Genomic DNA, 17,375 nt, shown 5'->3' with positions numbered 1-17,375 from the left:
TGCCCGACTGGCCGCAGGGACGCGACACCTACCCCGTTCCTCGCGATCCACGCGTCGGCCCCTCCTTCCGCCACAAAGCCTCCATCTCATGTGTGAGATACCGTTTGCACATGATCGATGACTACCTCGCCCGTATCGGCAAGCTCATCCGTGACGCCCGGCAGCACCGCGGCTGGACCCAGTCCCAGCTGGCGGAGGCGCTGGGCACCAGCCAGAGCGCGGTCAACCGCATCGAACGCGGCAACCAGAACATCAGCCTGGAGATGATCGCCAGGATCGGCGAGGCGCTGGACAGTGAGATCGTCTCGCTCGGCTACGCGGGGCCCATGCACCTGCGGGTCGTGGGCGGGCGGCGGCTGTCGGGCGCCATCGACGTGAAGACCAGCAAGAACGCGTGCGTCGCGCTGCTGTGCGCCTCCCTGCTGAACTCCGGACGCACCACGCTGCGCCATGTCGCCAGGATCGAGGAGGTCTACCGGATCCTGGAAGTCCTCAACAGCATCGGCGTCCGCACCCGCTGGATCAACGACGGCAACGACCTGGAGATCGTGCCGCCGGCCGAGCTGGACCTGGAGGCGATGGACACCACGGCGGCCCGCCGCACCCGCAGCGTGATCATGTTCCTCGGACCGCTGCTGCACCGCACCGAGCGCTTCCGCATCCCGTACGCGGGCGGCTGTGACCTCGGCACCCGGACGGTACAGCCGCACATGAACGCGCTGCGCCACTTCGGCCTCGATGTGACGGCCACCGACGGCACCTACCACGCGGCCGTCGAGCGGCAGATCTCCCCCACCCGTCCCATCGTGCTGACCGAACGCGGCGACACCGTCACCGAGAACGCGCTGCTGGCCGCCGCCCGCAACAACGGCGTCACGGTGATCCGCAACGCCAGCTCGAACTACATGGTCCAGGACCTCTGCTTCTTCCTGGAGGAGCTCGGGGTACGGGTCGACGGCGTCGGCACCACCACCCTGACCGTGCACGGCGTCACCGACATCGACCGCGACGTGGACTACGCGCCCTCCGAGGACCCGGTCGAGGCCATGAGCCTGCTCGCCGCCGCCGTCGTCACCGAGTCGGAGTTGACGATCCGCCGGGTGCCGATCGAGTTCCTGGAGATCGAGCTGGCCGTCCTGGAGGAGATGGGTCTGGACCACGAGCGCACCGAGGAGTACCGGGCCGACAACGGCCGGACCCGCCTGATCGACCTCACGGTGCGCCCCTCCAAGCTCCGCGCGCCCATCGACAAGATCCACCCGATGCCCTTCCCCGGCCTGAACATCGACAACGTCCCCTTCTTCGCCGCCATCGCCGCGACCGCCCAGGGCTCCACGCTCATCCACGACTGGGTCTACGACAACCGCGCGATCTACCTGACGGAGCTGACCCGGCTGGGCGCCGGCGTCAAACTCCTCGACCCGCACCGCGTCCTCGTCGAGGGCCCGACCCGCTGGCGCGCCGCCGAGATGATGTGCCCGCCCGCGCTGCGCCCCGCCGTCGTCATCCTGCTCGCGATGATGGCCGCCGAGGGCACCTCCGTGCTGCGCAACGTCTACGTCATCAACCGCGGCTACGAGGACCTGGCCGAGCGGCTCAACACGATCGGCGCGCAGATCGAGACGTTCCGCGACATCTGACCGACGAAGGCTGCCGCACCCCCTCTGAACTGCGCAAATAGTGCTCGGTGAGGGGTGTGGCAGCAGCCGTGGGACTTCTCTGGGACTTTGACGCCTCGGCCGGGGCCAGCACGGCCGGTGGCCCCGGCCCGACGACGTCGGCCGTGGTTACGCGAAGATCGCGTCGATGGCAGAGCTACCCCGTGCGCCGGCCCGAGGCAGAAAGTGGGAGTAGATCCGCAACGTGAATCCCGGATCGGAGTGGCCCAGCCAGCGGGCCAGGGAGACGACCGATTCCCCCGCCTCCAACTCCTCGGAGGCGTAGAAGTGCCGCAGGGCATGGAAGCCGTGCTCGCGGGACGGCTCCCACACACGGGACCCGGCCAGTTTGCCCTCCTCCAAAGGAGCGACTACACCGGCCCGGGACAGGGCCGGCTTCCAGACATAGGAGTTGAAGTAGTTCCGGTTGATCGCCTTCCGCTCTCGCCCCGTCACCAAGAGACCGTACGTCCTCGGCCGGCGATGCTTGGCCTCCACGGGTGTCTTGGGCTGACGTGGGTCGTCCCAAGGCAGCGTTACAGGCACGGGGGCGTAGGTCTCCATGTGCTTTTTGAGGGCCCGGGCCACGCTTGAGGGCAGCGGTACGTCCCGGACTTTGCGGCCCTTGGGAAGGGCGAAGCAGAGCTTCGTTCGCACCATCTTGACCTGGCACCGAACGTGGACAACTTCGTTGGCAAAGTCGATGGCCTCCGTGCTCAACCCCAGCGCCTCCCCTTGCCGGAGGCCCAGACCCGCTCCGATCTCGACCAGGACCCGATACCGTTCCGGCATCGCCTCGCGTACGGCCAGCACACGCTCGGGCGGCCACGCCTCCACCCTGCCGGGCGTGGCAGGCGGCGGACCAACCGTGCTGGAGCGGCACGGATTGCGTGCCAGGCGGCGGTCCTCCACGGCGGCTTGCAGAACGCTGGACAGCGTCGCCCAGACCATGCGGATCGACGACGGACCGAGATCCTTCTCCAGCCGCTTCTTCCAGTTCCGCAATGTTTCTGTGCCTATGCCGTTCAGCGGCTGGGCGCCAAGATGCGGGAGGATATGCCTGCGCATCCTCTGCTCGATACGCTCGATGGTGGACGGGTCGCCGCTGCGAGTGGGCCACCAATGGGTCTCGACGTACTCCTTGAGAGAGATGGCGCCGTCTCGGGGGTCGACGAACTCTCCACGCCGTGCGTCGGTCTGCGCTTGGGCGAGCCAGGTCTTCGCGTCCTGGAGGACGTCGAATGAGCGGTCCTTGACTGCGGGAATGCCCTTGACCCGGTAGCGGGTGCATTTGCCGTACATGGCGGTGCGTTCCCGTTTACCGGACTTCGGGTTGGGACGCTTCTTCAGCCATCGGTCTTCTACGTAGCCGGCCAGATCGAACTCCTTGACGAGAGAGTGTGGAGACGGCGTGCGCCGACGCCTGGAACGTCAGGCACCGGCGAAGCGGGTGGATCGCTCCTGGGGGCGGGCGTTCATCGGGTTCAGGAGGGTGTTGGACCGCGAGTCGGCCTGCTCCTGTTCCCGGACCCAGGCGTCGAGTGCTGACAGCCGGTACATGACGCGGCCTCGTGGCCCCATGCGGAAGCTCGGCGGCCCCTGCCGCCGGTGACGCCAGACGTAGAGAGTGTGTGGGGAAAGACCGAGGTAATCAGCCGCGGCCTTGACCGTCAGGAACGCCGTGTCTGCGCTGGCTCGGGGAACAGGGGCAATGGAGCGGACAGGGGAAAGTCGGGCAGGCATCGCTGATTTTCTGTGAGGTGTGGAAGGGGACTGGCCCGGATGCGCGGAGGGTCGGTCCTCCGCCCACCGGTCGCTCGCCGTAGAGCCAACGGGAGGGGAAGATCCCGGACGAGCCGCTACCGGAGCCGGGTCACGGGCGGCGTGCAGCTGCTTTGGTCTCTAGAGCCAAGCCAGGAAGGTCGAGGGCCGCTTCGAGCTTGTCCCAAGGGATCGCAGCCCGGTTCGGTTTCCGAAGGCAGTGTGCAAAGCGCTCCACGAGACGAGGCGCGCTCATGCCTGCGAACTCCGCCACAGCGAGGATGTGCGCAGCGGTCTGGTCGTCGTTCCGCAGCCAAGATGCGATGCACGCGTCCCGCAGAGAAGAAACGTTCCTGCCGAGCGGTGAGTCGATCTCATGCACTTCCAGAACCACCGCTCGGGCCTCCCGCCAAGCCCTTCGATAGACCGTTGCGGTCAGCGGTCGTCCGTCGTCGAGCACGAACACGGCGTCATCGGGGCCGAGATCGCGCCTGGCTATTTCCGCCTTCAAGAGCGCCATCAAGTCCGGGCGCGCGGGCACACGCCGCACAGCCTCCACGCCGCCGGCTCCCCGCACCTGCGAGCGGATCAGCAGAATGCCCGCGCCTTCATCGGGTAGTACCGCGTCGCGGACACGCAGCCCCATCGCCTCCGTCGGCCTCAACCCCGCGAGAGCGATGGACATCAGGAAACTTCGAAGCATAAGTCCGTTTTCGGGCTGTTCGGCGACCCAGTCCACTAGCGACAGCAGACGCTGGCGACCTTCCAGAAGAAGGGTTTCCTCGTTGGTACCTGCGGTCATGTGGAACTCCTTAGGTAGGACCCTTTGTGGGGTACAACGGGCTTGCGGGGCGTCGGTCCTCACCGCAGCCCCGAACATCTCCAATGGTCTGTGGAAACGCCGGTTTGGCTAACCGGCGATCGTCGGCTATGTTGCGCTTGCTTCTGTGATCCCGGCATCCACATGCACGCGGGCTCAGCAGTGACTTGCCGCTCCCCCCGAACAGTTCAAGGTTTGCTTGGTTCGCCGCGCTCTTCCAGTCCTTTGGGCACCTAATGTGTCTGCCGTCGGCGAATCGGCCTTCGCCGACGCCCGAGGGGAGCTCCACTCCGCGCGCTCACCGAGCCGCTGCAGTTGACGAATAGAGCAGGTGCCTTCTAAGCACTTGGCCGCAGGTTCGAGTCCTGCTGGGGGCACCCGCGCCTGGCCTGATCTGCAAATTGTTCGCAGGTCAAGCCACGCCTAGCTGATCACCTGGACGGAGCGGACTTCTTCCAGGTCGTGCTGTGCTTCTTGTGAGCGACCTCCCATCGGACAATGTAAGAACTGCCCTGGGCGCGCTTATTCGTCTCGATGGGGCAGAGACGAACATCCAAAGATCCGGCATCCATCAGAACGGGTCCTCACAATTCATAAGCCATCTATCGAATCACCGCGCCGTATCCGGAGGGATCCATTGGGCAACCGGACACAGCGCGACCCTCGGCCCTTTTGGCGCCAGTTGTAGACAGTGCACTTCGCGACCCACAGCTCGCCGCAAACCCTTCGACGGCCAGCTTCGCCGCAGGGCGGCACAAGCACCCCAGTTTCGGACCGCTCGGCATCCGCCCCAACGGGGGCCCTGCTGGGCGAAGGCGGGCCGGCCCGAACGGGTCCCGGCGACCTACCACCGCACCCACGGGGCATCTACTTCCACGGCTGTTACTCGGTCGGCGACGAAGCTCTGTGGGGAGTCAACCGCCGCCACAAGGGCGCCGCCCAGTCCCTGGCCGCGCTGAAATCCATCTGGGTACCATGCCCCGACGGCGCCCCGATCTACGTGATCCCGGACAACCGCTCAACACACAGGGGCAGCAAGATCCGCAAGTGGGCGTGGAAGAACAAGACCGAACTGTGCTTTAACCCCGACGAACGCCTCCTGGGCGAATCCGATCGAGGCGCACTTCGGGCCGCTGCGGCAGTTCACCCTAGCGAACTGCAACCAGCCGAACCACACCGTCCAGATCCGCGCACTGCACGCCTACCTAGCTGGCGTAACGCCAACGCCCGCCACCCCGACGTCCTGGCCGCCCAACGCAAAGAACGTGCCCGCATCGGCAGTGAGGAGGGCATCCGAGGGGGCGACCGGCCGCTCTCGCCGGCAGCGGCCTGGCCATCCAGTGCGGTGATCGCTTCCGCTCACAGATCCAGGTTGGAGCGGACGAGCCCCAATGCCGCCGCCGGGTCCGCGGCGCGGGTTACTGTCCGGCCCACGACAACATGTGACGCACCAGCGGCAACGGCAGCACGCGGTGTTCCGGGCCGGGCGTGCTCACCTGCGGACTCACCAGGAAGCGCGACTCCCGGCGTGACGATCAGGGAACTGGCTCCCAGCACACCACGCAGTGGCCCGGCTTCCTGCGGCGATGCGATCACGCCATGGCAACCAGCGCCTTCCGCCAGCCGGGCCAGCCGCAACACCTGCTCCTCGGTCGAGGTTGAGCCGCTGATGCCGATATCAGCGAGATCGGAGCTCGTCATGCTGGTGACGACGGTCAGAGCCAGCACGCGAAGGCGTGGAAAGTCGCGAGCCGCGGCGACAGCGGCGGACATGATGCCGGTGCCGCCCATACTGTGGACGGTCACCATGGAGACACCCAGAAGTCCGGCGGCGCGGACCGCGCCGGCCACAGAGTTCGGGATCTCGAAGAGCTTCAGGTCCAGGAAGACCTCCTTGCCCTTGGCTACGAGGTGCTCGATCAGGTCCGGCCCGGCCGCCGTGAGCAGCTCCATCCCGACCTTGTAGAACCGGCACTCCTCGCCAAGTCGGTCGACGACTTCGTCAGCCGCTCGGCGGTTGTCAAAATCCAAAGCAACGATGATCCGACTGGTTGGCTCCACGGCGTCATTGTCACCCACGCGGCGTTGGAGGCGTCAGCGGCCTGCGTCGCGGCCGACCTCACCAGCAACCTGGCCGTCGAACCCGGCGAACCCATGCGGTCACAGCACCAGCGACTCCGGACTATGCGTGCGCGCATACTGTGAAGACCTAGATGTCAGCTTTTGCGAATCCTCGGTCAGGTTCAGACCCCGCCGGTCTTGCGGTGCGTCTCGCTGATGCCATCTGCCGCGAGGAGATCATCATGGCTGAGCAGACAGTCGCACCCAGGGTCCGTTCACGGGGGAGCGAGTATGCGGAACTCATGCGGCACGTGCGGGGTGCGGGACTTCTGGAGCGCAGGACGGCCTACTACTGCGTCAAGATCGGCGTGACGGCGGCGATGCTCGTCGCCGGGATCGCCGCCTTCGCCACCGTCGGTGACTCGTGGTGGCAGCTGGGAACAGCGGCGTACCTCGCCACGGTCTTCGCCCAGCTGGGGTTCATCGCTCACGACGCCGGGCACCAGCAGATCTTCCGCCGCCGAGCCGCCAACGCGGTGGTCGGTCTCGTGCACGCCAACCTGTTGATCGGGTTCAGCTACGGCTGGTGGGTGACGAAGCACAATCTCCACCACGCCCATCCGAACGAGGCGGGACGCGACCCGGACGTCGCCGCAGGAGCCATCGTCTTCACTCCCGAGGAAGCCCGCGTACTGCGTGGTCCGGCCCGGCTGCTGGCCCGGTGGCAGGCGTGGTTGTTCCTCCCGTTGTTGCTGCTCGAAGGCGCGAACCTGCACGCCCTGAGCGTGGGAGCGTTGCTGCGACGCCGGGGCAGGAACAGCCTGATGGAACTCGGACTGCTGGCTCTGCATGGCGCCGAGTTCCTGACCGCGGTTCTGCTGGTCCTGCCCCCGGTGAAGGCATTGGTGTTCATGGCGGTACAGCAGGGACTCTTCGGGCTCTCCCTGGGATGTGCCTTCGCCCCGAACCACAAGGGCATGCCGATGCCTGAGCACAGCACGGACTATCTGCGCCGCCAAGTCCTCACCTCCCGCAACGTCCGTGGCGGCCGCATCACCGACTGAGTCCTGGGCGGCCTGAACTACCCGATCGAACACCACCTATTTCCCAGCATGCCCCGGCCCAACCTCTCCCACGTGCAACCGCTGGTACGAGAATTCTGTCAACGACACAGCATCGACTACCTGCAGTGCGGCGTCCTGGACTCCTACCGCCAGGCGCTGCGCCACCTCCGGACCGTCGGGGACGCGACCCGGCTCATGCCGAGTACGACGAAATGACAGTTGCTTGGCAGACCCGTTCGGTGACTTTTACGGCGATATGCCATTGATTGCTGTGCATGGTCCCTACGATGACGCAGTGACCGTCTCGAGTGCAGCTGGCTTGCTTCCCGACGCTCCGGCCGGCGGGGGTCGTGGGTGAGCGGGCGTCCGATCAATGACTACGCCGTGCTGTCGGACTGCCGGTCGGCCGCACTGGTGGGCACGGACGGATCGGTGGACTGGTGGTGTCTGCCGCGTTTCGACAGCCCGGCAATCTTCGCCCGGTTGCTCGACAACAACGCGGGCCATTGGTCGATCCGTCCGTGTGGAAGCACCGAGGTCACTCGCCGGTACCGGGACGGGGCCCTGGTGCTCGAGACGACCTACCACACCCGTACCGGGACGATGGTCCTGGTGGATGCGCTCGCGGTGGGACGGCGAGAGCGTGGCCATACCCTCGGCAGCGCCTCGCCCGGAGCGCTCCTGCGGCAGGTCACCTGCACCCAGGGCAGCATGGTGGTCGACGTCGCTTACGCCCCACGGCCCGAATTCGGCCTGATCCACCCCCTGATGTCACCCGTCAAGGGCGGTCTGATCGCGCACGGCGGAACGCTCACCCTGATGCTGTCCGTGCCGATCGAGCTCTCGATCGAGCAGTCCACCGCCCGCGGTCAGGTCATGCTGCGAGCCGGCGAACGGCTCGACATGGCCCTGCACGCCGGCCCGGCCTGGGGCGACGCGCCCAAGCCGTGGAGCAGGCGGCGCATCAGGAGACGTCTGACGGACACCACCAACAGTTGGCGATCCTGGACGGCTCTGCACCAGGCATATCGCGGTCCGTGGCAGGCACAGGTCGAGCACAGCGGGCGGGTACTGCAGGCGTTGACCTTCGCCCCGACCGGGGCGATCGTGGCGGCAGCCACTACCTCGCTGCCTGAAAGCATCGGCGGAGACCGGAACTGGGACTACCGCTACACCTGGGTCCGGGACGCGAGCTTCACCCTCCAGGCACTGGCCACCGCATCGTGCGACAAGGAAAAGGGCGCCTTCTTCGGTTTCCTCGCCCGCGCCGCAGCCACCCAACTGCAGCGCGGCGTGGACCTGCAGGTCATGTACGGCATCGGCGGCGAACGCGACCTGAGTGAACGACCCATGCCCCACTTGACTGGATGGCGCGACAGTGCCCCGGTACGTACCGGCAACGACGCCTGGCGGCAGCGGCAGCTGGACGTCTACGGTGAACTCCTCGACGCCGCCCACCAGTGCCTTCCCCGCGACGCACCGCTCGACCCGCCCGTCCGATCGTTTCTCCTGCAGGCGGTGGAGGCGGCGGCCAGCCGGTGGAGAGAACCCGACCAAGGCATCTGGGAAGTGCGCGGGCCGAGCCGACACTTCCTGCATTCCAAACTCATGTGCTGGGTCGCCTTGGACCGGGCCATCGCCATGGCACCCGCCCTACAAGCAGCCGATCGCGTTGAGGGCTGGAAAGCCATCCGCGAGCAGATCCGTACCGCGATCGAAGAGGAAGGCTGGAACGATCATGTAGGAGCCTTCTCCCAGACTTTCGGGAGCGAGGAACTGGACGCCTCAGCCCTCGTGCTGCCCCTGGTGGGATTCCTCCCCGGCACGGACCCCCGTGTGCGGTCAACCGTGCAGGCAATCCGCTCCGATCTCACCGACGCGCGGGGGCTGGTACATCGCTACCTCAAAGACGACATGCCGACCCGGGAGGGCACTTTCCTGCTGTGTACGTTCTGGCTCGCCCACGCCCTGGCGATCAGCGGTGACGTAACCGGAGCACGCCAGGTATTCGAAACCGCTCTGGCCCACGCCAACGATGTCGGCCTCCTCGGCGAGGAAATCTCCAGCGCCACTGGCGAAGCCCTGGGGAACTACCCACAAGCCCTCAGCCACATCGGCCTGATCAACGCCGCTCGCGCCATCCACGTCGCGGAACATGCGATGCAGCCGTAACGGCGTCGGCAGGGTTCCGCGACCTGCAGGGGTGAAGAACCAGGACCCCCAGCGCGACGGCCGAGGCGCATCTACACCCGTCAGGCCATAAGCACCGCAGTGCCCGTCAACGGATCCCCGGGGAACCCCGACGCACCCCCCGGTCCGACATCGCGAAGTCGTATGGAGTCGCTACCGCTGTTGGGCAGTGGTGGCAGCATACGGTCTTCCCGGACACTGTGTGTAATCGGGAAGGATCTGAGATGGACGCACCTGACGAAGGCCAGGACGCCCGCCACCCACTCCCCGAACCGCGGCCCCTGGCGGACGGCGCTAGCACACCGGCAGACGGCCACCCCGGGCAACCAGCAGCGGGGCTCCCGCCCGGCGCTGCGCAGCAGCCCGCTTCTTCCCCCGCGGATTCCCGCCCGGTGCCGACGCCTGAGCGGCGTGGCCGATTCCAAGCCCTGCTGGCTGCGGGGCCGCCGCCAGGCCCTGCCCGGCCGGGGTTCTGGCGCAGCCCGTTGCGTGGTCCGTGGCTCACCTCGGTGTTCGGGCTGATTCTGCTCGTGGGCATCTCAGTGATGTTCGTGACCGGGCTGTTGTCCTACGCCGCGTACAACCCGGACCTGTCCCCGCTCAACGACCAGACCCCGGACAAGGGGATTCTGGGCTTCTACCTGTTCTCCTGGCCCACCCACCCGTACTGGCTCTACCGCCTCCTGCAAGGCGTGCACGTCACGCTGGGGGTGGTACTCATCCCGATCCTTCTGGCCAAACTGTGGTCAGTGGTCCCCAAACTGTTCTCCTGGCCGCCGGTGCGCTCGGTCAGCCACGCACTGGAGCGCCTGTCGGTACTGCTCCTGGTGGGCGGAGCTCTGTTCGAGTTCATCACGGGCATTCTCAACATCCAGCTGCACTACATCTTCCCCGGCTCCTTCTACACCCTGCACTTCTACGGGGCGTGGGTCTTCATCGGCGCCTTCGTCGTCCACATCGCCTCCCGCATTCCGACCATGGTCCGCGCCCTGCGCAGCCGCCGGCTGCGCACCGAGTTGCGCACCCCGCTGGAGCAGACCGCACCCGAGCCCGCGGACGAGACCGGCCTGGTCTCACCGCGGCCGGCCGCGCCGACGATGTCGCGACGTGGCGCGCTGGGCATGGTGGGTCTGGGGTCCGCCGCCCTGCTGGTCGTCACGGCCGGGCAGAGCATCGGCGGACCCCTGCGCCGCATCGCACTGCTCGCCCCGCACGGCGGCCCGAACCCGGGCTCGGGCCCAGGCGGCTTCCAGATCAACAAGACGGCGGCCGACGTCGGCATCCGGGCCCGGGACATCGGGCCGGAGTGGCGGCTGACGGTTCGCGCCGGTACCCGTCAGATCGTTCTCACCCGGGCCCAGGTCCTGGCGCTGCCACAGCACGCAGCCTCGCTACCGATCGCGTGCGTGGAGGGGTGGTCCACCGACGACCAGGACTGGTCCGGTGTGCGGCTTGCCGACCTGGCCGCACTCGTCGGCCTGCACGAGGGCCCACCGGGCGTCGCGGTGGAATCCGCGCAGCGCGGCGGCGCCTTCCGGTCAACGGTGTTGCGGGACAACCAGGTCCGCGACCCCCGGTCCCTGCTGGCACTGCGGGTCAACGGCGCCGATCTCACCCCGGACCACGGCTACCCGGCCCGCATCATCGTCCCCGCCAACCCCGGGGTGCACAACACCAAATGGGTCACCCGCCTCACCTTCGGGAGCACCCTGTGAAAAGCATGCGCGAGCGCTACGGCGCCTCACCCCTGCACCTGCTGCTCGTCCTGTGCTCCTTCGCCCTCACCGCGTACGCCGGGATCCGGCTACTCCAAGGCGACACCCTCCGCATCGCGATCTGGTTCGTCGGCGCCGCCCTCATCCACGACCTGGTGCTGCTTCCCCTCTACACCCTCACCGACCGCGCGACACAAGCCCTCCTAGGCTCCCGGAACAGTGCCGGGAAACACCACCGGACCCGGACGTCGTGGATCAACTACCTGCGCGTGCCGGCGTTCGTCGCCCTGCTCCTGCTGATCACCTGGTACCCCCTGATCCTCAGAAGGGTCCCCGGCTACCACGCGGCCACGGGCCTGCCCGCCGAAGTGTTCCTCGGCCGCTGGCTCCTCATCACCGCCGCCCTCTTCGCCGCCTCAGCCCTCTGCCTGATCATCTCCATACGGCGCCACCGCACCCGGCACCCCTAGGCGCCAGCGCACACACAACAACCAGGGAAACCGTCAGGTCCCTCTCCCCTCACGGAGCCTGGTCCCCAGGCCCCTCCTGAACAGCGGGCGCCAGAAACTGATGTCTGAGTTGTCATGCGCCGCTGTTTCGGCGACGGTCAAGGTGCCTGGCAGGGGCCGGATGGGGCAGTTCCGACTACCTGTTACGGGGTAGTGAAGGTGTAGCCGGCGTCCAGGAGCCGGGGAATGTAGGTGCGCAGCGCGGTGATGCTCTGCGTCTGGTCTCCGCCGCCATCGTGGTTGAGGATGATCGCACCGGGTTTGACGGTGTTCAGCACGGTCGAGGAGATGTGTTTCGGACCGGGGCGTTTCCAGTCTTCGGGGTCGACGCTCCACGCCAGAGGGCTCATCTGCAACTGGGAGCATGCGGCCAGCGCCTTGGGAGAGAAGTCGCCGCCGGGGGCACGGAACCAGCCGGTTCGGCAACCGCCGGTGACCCTCTCCACGGTGTCGCTGGTGCGTTCCAGTTCATCGCACACGCGCGCGAAGTTCAGGTGGCGAAGGTCGGCGTGGGACCAGGTGTGGTTGGCGATCTGGTGCCCGGCCTCATATATCTGTGCGAGGACGGACGGGTTGTCGGCGGCGTTCTGACCCACCACCACGAAGGTGGCGGTGATGTCGTACCGCGCAAGTAGCGCAAGGATCTGGGGGTGTACTCGACATTGGGACCGTCATCGAAGGTCAGCGCAACGGACTTTCGGTCCAGGTCGCCGGGCAGCTCGAAGAGCGGTACGGTGCGCAGCGGGCGTTCGACCGGGGCGGCGGGTGCGAGCAGCGGGGAAGCCGGCGGCGCAGCTGCTGCGGCATGTGGCAGCGGCAGGGCTCCCCTGGCCGGTCCACTGACCGTTGGAGGTGTGACAGTGGTATCCGGTGGGTTGACGGCGTCCTTCGTGGAGCGCACCCGCCCGGCCACCAGCAGGCCGACGCCTGTGGTCAGAATGAGGCGTCGCGGCAGGGTCCTTGGGGCAGATTCCATGCTCCGGTCTCTCACGCATCTCAAAGAGCAGCACGATTACCACACCGGCTCGGGCCGTGATTCCGTCAGGTAGATCGCCCCACCATGCCGAAGCCCGAGTCGTCAGGTATAGGGAAGGCGGTCCTCGCATCGAGGCTGCGGGGTCGTCAGCGCACGCGAGGACGTCAAGAGCTGGAGCACAGTGGTCAGTCAGGCTTTCCCACACCGTTCGTGCCGGGAGTGACAGACCCGGGCGGGGGCACGGCTGCGGGTCGTAGATGTGCGACCTACTCACCGCTGACTGGCGGGCGCTTGCCCCTGACCCCAAGGCCCTCTGCGGCATGGCGCCGGGCTGTCGAGTGCAGGCTCAGGGGTCTGACGTCCGCGTTTCGTAAGAACCCAATATGCGGATTGTCGGTTTCCGCTTCGTAAGGTGAGCAGGGTGACCAACGCACCGACACCGCCCGTCGACGTCGTACTGCCGTGCCTTGACGAAGCCGGCGCCCTGCCCTGGGTGCTGGAGCGCATTCCGCCCGGATGGCGGGCGATCGTGGTCGACAACGGTTCGACCGACGGCTCCGCGGACCTGGCCGCCTCCCTGGGCGCGACCGTGGTCAGCGCACCGGTGCGGGGCTTCGGCGCCGCGTGCCACGCCGGACTGCTCGCCGCGACCGCCGACGTCGTCTGCTTCTGCGACTGCGACGCCTCGCTCGACCCCACCCTGCTGCCGACCGTCGCGGACCCGGTGCTGCGGGGTGATCTCGACCTCGTGCTCGGCCGCCGCAGACCCACCACCCGGGGCGCCTGGCCGCCGCACGCCCGCCTCGCCAACCTCGAACTGGCCCGGCGCGTCCGCCGCCGCACCGGCCTGCGGCTGCACGACCTCGGTCCGATGCGGGCCGCCCGCCGCGACGCGCTGCTCGGGCTGGAACTGGCCGACCGCCGGTCCGGCTACCCACTCGAAATGCTGGTCCGCGCGGCCGACGAGGGCTGGCGCATCGCCGAGACCGACGTCCCGTACGCGCCCAGGACCGGCCGCTCCAAGGTGACCGGCACCTGGCTCGGGACCTGGCACGCCGTCCGCGACATGAGCGCGGTACTGCGGCAACCGCCCGCCGGCACGGCGCGGGACGGCCGGGCCGCGACGGTCCCACCGCCCGCTGCGGTCCCCCCGCGCGAGCAGGTCGCCCGATGACCGGCGCTCCCGGTCCCACGACGCTGCTCGTGATCGCCAAGGAACCGGTACCGGGGCGGGTCAAGACCCGGCTCACCCCGCCGTACACGCCGCGGCAGGCGGCGGCGCTGGCCGCCGCGGCGCTCGCCGACACCCTCGACGCGGTGCTGCGCGCCCCGGCCCGGCGACGGGTGCTGGTGCTCGACGGCGCGCCCGGCCCGTGGCTGCCGCCGGGCTTCGACGTCGTTCCGCAAGTGTCCGGCGGCCTGGACGAACGGCTGGCGGCCGCGTTCGCCGGCTGCGCCGGCCCCACGCTGCTGGTCGGCATGGACACCCCGCAACTCACCCCGGCCCTGCTCGCACCGGCCGTGCGGTCCGATGCCTGGGTGGACTGCGACGCGTGGTTCGGCCCGGCGGAGGACGGCGGCTTCTGGGCGGTCGGCCTCGCCGACCCCGACCCCTCGCACTTCCCCGGGGTGCCGATGTCGACGGACCGCACGGGCGCGGTCCAGCGCGCCCGGCTGACCGGCGCCGGGCTACGGGTCCGCGACCTGCCGGCGCTGCGCGACGTGGACACCGCCGCCGACGCCGACGAGGTCGCCGCCCGCGCGCCCGGCTCACGCTTCGCCGCCGCACTGCGCTCGCTGCGGACCGCCCAGCCGGCGGCCCTGGCCGTCGCCGGCGGGACGGCGGCCAGGTGACGCCCCCGGACGGCGCGACCGCGACGATCGCGCAGCGGCCCGGCGCCCCTGTCCCCGGCCCCGCTCCATGGATCGACGACCCCTACGCGCACGCGATCCGCTCCGGGCGCGGCCCGCTCTTCCTGCGCCGGGCCGACGGCTGGTTGCTGCCGCTGGACGTGGAACGGTGGTGCGCGGCGCCGGACGCCGCCGACACCGCGCTGCTGTACCGGTGCCGGCGCGGCCCGGTGCTCGACATCGGCTGCGGGCCCGGCCGCCTGGTGGCGGCGATCGCGGCCACCGGCGTGCCGGCGCTCGGCGTGGACGTCAGTCCTGCGGCCGTGGCCCGCACCCGGGGCATCGGGGGAGCGGTGCTGTGCCGGTCGGTCTTCGACCGGCTCCCCGCCGAGGGCCGCTGGGGCACGGCGCTGCTGATCGACGGCAACGTCGGCATCGGCGGCGACCCGCGGGCGCTGCTCGCCCGCGTCGGCGAACTGGTCGCCCCCGGCGGCAGGCTGCTCGTCGAGGCCGCGGCCTACGACGTCGACGAGCGGTTCACCGTGCGGGTGCAGGACGGCCGGGGCCGGCACGGCCGGGACTTTCCCTGGGCGCGCCTGGGCGCGGCCGCGCTGCGCTCGGCCGCCGACGACACGGGGTGGGCGGCGGTCGAGGAGTGGTCCGTGGACGGCCGGCACTTCGTGGAGCTGCGACGCGGTTGAGCCATGCGCTTCGGCGTGACTAGAGATCACAGATCAGACCCTTGCCATTGGTCATTCCTTGCCGATTCAGGACGCCGGATATGTCGCAGTCTCAACAGAAGGTCGCGCCTGCCACGGTGGGCGGTGTGCGAGTCCGCACCGTATGCACATCGGTCCTCGTCGCCGCGCTGACCGCGGTGGTCGCTGTCACCATTCGCTCGGGAGGTTCCGAGGCGCGCCCGCAGCACCTGTTGTACTGGTACGCCGCCGCCTGGGCGCTGTTCGCCGCGGCCGTGTGGGCGGTCCGCACGGTGCCCGTGCGGACCGCCACGGTCCTGGTGCTGGCCGGCAGTGCCGCGTTGTCGCTCGCGGCGCTGAGCGGACCACCGCGCACCAGCAGCGACATGTACCGCTACGCCTGGGACGGCCGGGTGCAGGCCGCGGGCATCTCCCCGTACGCCCATCCGCCCAACGCGCCGGAACTGGCCAAGCTGCGCGACCGCTGGCTCTTCCCACCCGGCCAAGTCTGCATGGCCCCCGATCTCCACCCACTGGGCGGCGGCTTCTGCACGCTGATGAACCGCCCTGGTGTGAACACCATCTACCCGCCGGTGGCGGAGGGCTGGTTCCTCGCCGTCCACGCCCTCTCGCCCGACGGCGCCCGCCACAAGCCCACCCAGATCGCGGGCGCCCTGCTGGCCGTCGGCACCAGCGCCGCCCTGCTCCTGGTACTGCGGCGGCGCGGCGATCCACGGCGGGCCGCGCTGTGGGCCTGGTGCCCGGCGGTGTCCTTCGCGGCCGTCAACGACGCCCACGTCGACACCCTCGGCGTCCTGCTGACCGTCCTCGCGCTCGGCACGTCCGCCCTGCCGCGCCGCGGCGCGCTGCTGGGCGCGGCCATCGCCGTCAAACTCCTGCCCGCGGTCGTCCTGCCCGGCGTCCTCGCCCGGCGGGGCCCGCGCGACATCGCGCGGATCCTGGCGCCCGCCGTCCTGGTGATCGCGCTCGCCTACCTGCCGTACGTCCTGACCTCGGGCTTCGGCGTCCTGGGGTATCTGCCCGGCTACCTGCAGGAGGAGGGGTACGAATCGGGCAGCGTCCGCCGGTTCGCGCTGCTGCGGCTATTCCTCCCGGACTCCGTCGCCGCCCCGCTCGCGGTGATCCTGATTGCACTGACCGCCGTGTACGTCATGCGCCGCGGCGACCCCACCCGGCCCTGGAGCGGCGCACTGCTCGTTACCGGCACCGCGCTGCTCCTGACCTCGCCCTCGTACTACTGGTACGCCCTGCTGGTGATCGCGCTGGTCGCACTCGACGGCCGCTGGGAATGGCTCGCCGTCCCCCTCGCCGGCACCGTCCTCTATATCAGCACCTCCATGGCACTCCCCAGCGAAACACTCCAACCCTGGTCCTACGGAATCGGCGCCGGGGTGGTCCTCACCGGCACACTCCTGCGCGCACACCGCCACCGGAACCAGGGAGAACGCACTGCCCCGGATCCCGCCGCCACATTGTCACTCCCCTGACCCGCGGCCTCGTTCCTTCGGTGTGGCCAAGTGGTATTCCTCGGCTCCAGTGGTGCCGGTGCTGCGGGTCGGAGGGGTCGCCGAGGGACAGCGTGCCCAGGAGCCTTGCTCATAAGCCGGAAGGGTTTCGCTGAACGCCGGATACACCTTCATCACGCCCTGACATACGTGGGGTCCGGAGCCAGCCCGTCGGTGTTCCCGCTCACTCCGACTACCGAGCGGGAGAGGATCACGTGCTCAGGGCTTGGTGAGATTGGTGTAGAGCCGGCTCCAGGCGGTGTCTTGTGCCGTGGCGGGCTTGGCGTCGCAGAAGGGGACGGTTCCCTTGGCGGTGTAGTACTTCATCATCGCCAGGACGGCCAGGGTATTGGCGTCGTTTCCCCCCGTGTAGTCCTGGCTGGGCATCACGATTTGGTGGGTTCGGCAGGTGGGGTTCTTGCTGTCGGAGGTGGTGTCGAGAGCACCGGTACGAGCCGCGGAGGAACCGCACGCGGCGAGTGCGAGCGCACCGAGCACGAACAGCGCGGCGCAACGGGTGCGGGCGCGTGATGCCATGGTCGTTCT

14 protein-coding genes and 2 pseudogenes are annotated in these 17,375 nt (G+C 68.8%); 10 read left to right on the top strand and 6 right to left on the bottom strand.

Going from position 1 to position 17,375, the window contains the following annotated elements; all coding sequences use genetic code 11:
* Window positions 1–110 precede the first annotated feature (110 nt).
* Window positions 111–1,640: a UDP-N-acetylglucosamine 1-carboxyvinyltransferase gene (locus M2266_RS27285; RefSeq protein WP_277440562.1), complete on the top strand. Its 1,530-nt coding sequence runs from the start codon at window positions 111–113 to the stop codon at window positions 1,638–1,640.
* A 147-nt stretch (window positions 1,641–1,787) separates the two neighbouring features.
* On the opposite strand, the gene M2266_RS27280 is transcribed toward M2266_RS27285, so the two are convergent.
* The 3 genes from M2266_RS27280 to M2266_RS27270 form a co-directional block, all read right to left on the bottom strand.
* Entirely contained in the window at window positions 1,788–2,960 is a 1,173-nt protein-coding gene (locus tag M2266_RS27280) for a tyrosine-type recombinase/integrase (protein ID WP_346780936.1), read from the bottom strand.
* 129 nt (window positions 2,961–3,089) lie between these two features.
* Window positions 3,090–3,401: a helix-turn-helix domain-containing protein gene (locus M2266_RS27275; protein WP_277440561.1), complete on the bottom strand. Its 312-nt coding sequence runs from the start codon at window positions 3,399–3,401 to the stop codon at window positions 3,090–3,092.
* 130 nt (window positions 3,402–3,531) lie between these two features.
* Window positions 3,532–4,221 carry a hypothetical protein gene (locus M2266_RS27270; RefSeq protein ID WP_277440560.1) on the bottom strand — a complete coding sequence of 230 codons (690 nt, stop codon included), beginning with the start codon at window positions 4,219–4,221 and terminating at the stop codon, window positions 3,532–3,534.
* 786 nt (window positions 4,222–5,007) lie between these two features.
* On the opposite strand from M2266_RS27270, the pseudogene M2266_RS27260 reads away from it, so the two are divergent.
* Window positions 5,008–5,566: pseudogene (locus M2266_RS27260) on the top strand (transposase); the annotation flags it as partial.
* A 32-nt stretch (window positions 5,567–5,598) separates the two neighbouring features.
* Here M2266_RS27260 and pyrF read toward each other — a convergent pair.
* Complete coding sequence (pyrF, locus tag M2266_RS27255; RefSeq protein WP_277440559.1) at window positions 5,599–6,300, bottom strand: orotidine-5'-phosphate decarboxylase; 702 nt, start codon at window positions 6,298–6,300, stop codon at window positions 5,599–5,601.
* A gap of 152 nt (window positions 6,301–6,452) precedes the next feature.
* On the opposite strand from pyrF, the pseudogene M2266_RS27250 reads away from it, so the two are divergent.
* From M2266_RS27250 to M2266_RS27235, 4 genes and pseudogenes are all read left to right on the top strand, one after another.
* Window positions 6,453–7,580: pseudogene (locus tag M2266_RS27250) on the top strand (acyl-CoA desaturase).
* 138 nt (window positions 7,581–7,718) lie between these two features.
* A complete protein-coding gene (locus M2266_RS27245; protein ID WP_277440558.1) occupies window positions 7,719–9,536 on the top strand; it encodes a glycoside hydrolase family 15 protein in 1,818 nt (605 codons plus the stop codon).
* Window positions 9,537–9,985: 449 nt separating this feature from the next.
* The gene (locus tag M2266_RS27240; RefSeq protein WP_277441378.1) at window positions 9,986–11,269 is read left to right on the top strand and encodes a molybdopterin-dependent oxidoreductase; all 1,284 of its coding nucleotides are present in this window, start codon (window positions 9,986–9,988) and stop codon (window positions 11,267–11,269) included.
* Window positions 11,270–11,274: 5 nt separating this feature from the next.
* Window positions 11,275–11,739 (top strand): hypothetical protein, encoded by a 465-nt coding sequence (locus tag M2266_RS27235; RefSeq protein WP_277441377.1) that lies wholly within the window; start codon window positions 11,275–11,277, stop codon window positions 11,737–11,739.
* Window positions 11,740–11,921: 182 nt separating this feature from the next.
* Here the strand turns inward: M2266_RS27235 and M2266_RS27230 are convergent, their stop codons facing one another.
* Window positions 11,922–12,422, bottom strand: coding sequence for a polysaccharide deacetylase family protein (locus tag M2266_RS27230; protein WP_277441376.1), 501 nt, complete (start codon window positions 12,420–12,422; stop codon window positions 11,922–11,924).
* Window positions 12,423–13,166: 744 nt separating this feature from the next.
* On the opposite strand from M2266_RS27230, the gene M2266_RS27225 reads away from it, so the two are divergent.
* From M2266_RS27225 to M2266_RS27210, 4 genes are all read left to right on the top strand, one after another.
* On the top strand, window positions 13,167–13,928 hold the full coding sequence (locus M2266_RS27225) for a glycosyltransferase family 2 protein (protein WP_277440557.1): 762 nt from the start codon (window positions 13,167–13,169) through the stop codon (window positions 13,926–13,928).
* Complete coding sequence (locus tag M2266_RS27220) at window positions 13,925–14,608, top strand: DUF2064 domain-containing protein (protein ID WP_277440556.1); 684 nt, start codon at window positions 13,925–13,927, stop codon at window positions 14,606–14,608. Before M2266_RS27225 ends, M2266_RS27220 begins: the two co-directional genes overlap by 4 nt.
* Window positions 14,605–15,306 (top strand): methyltransferase domain-containing protein, encoded by a 702-nt coding sequence (locus M2266_RS27215; RefSeq protein ID WP_277440555.1) that lies wholly within the window; start codon window positions 14,605–14,607, stop codon window positions 15,304–15,306. Before M2266_RS27220 ends, M2266_RS27215 begins: the two co-directional genes overlap by 4 nt.
* A gap of 125 nt (window positions 15,307–15,431) precedes the next feature.
* Window positions 15,432–16,811, top strand: a complete 1,380-nt coding sequence (locus M2266_RS27210) for a glycosyltransferase family 87 protein (RefSeq protein ID WP_277440554.1) — start codon at window positions 15,432–15,434, stop codon at window positions 16,809–16,811.
* A 237-nt stretch (window positions 16,812–17,048) separates the two neighbouring features.
* Here M2266_RS27210 and M2266_RS27205 read toward each other — a convergent pair whose 3' ends face one another.
* Window positions 17,049–17,366, bottom strand: coding sequence for a hypothetical protein (locus M2266_RS27205; RefSeq protein WP_277440553.1), 318 nt, complete (start codon window positions 17,364–17,366; stop codon window positions 17,049–17,051).
* Window positions 17,367–17,375: the final 9 nt, after the last annotated feature.

The organism is Streptomyces sp. SPB162 (assembly GCF_029504575.1).
GTDB lineage: Bacteria > Actinomycetota > Actinomycetes > Streptomycetales > Streptomycetaceae > Actinacidiphila.
The sequence above is the reverse complement of the archived record's forward strand: the minus strand, read 5'-3'. Positions and strand labels throughout refer to the sequence as shown.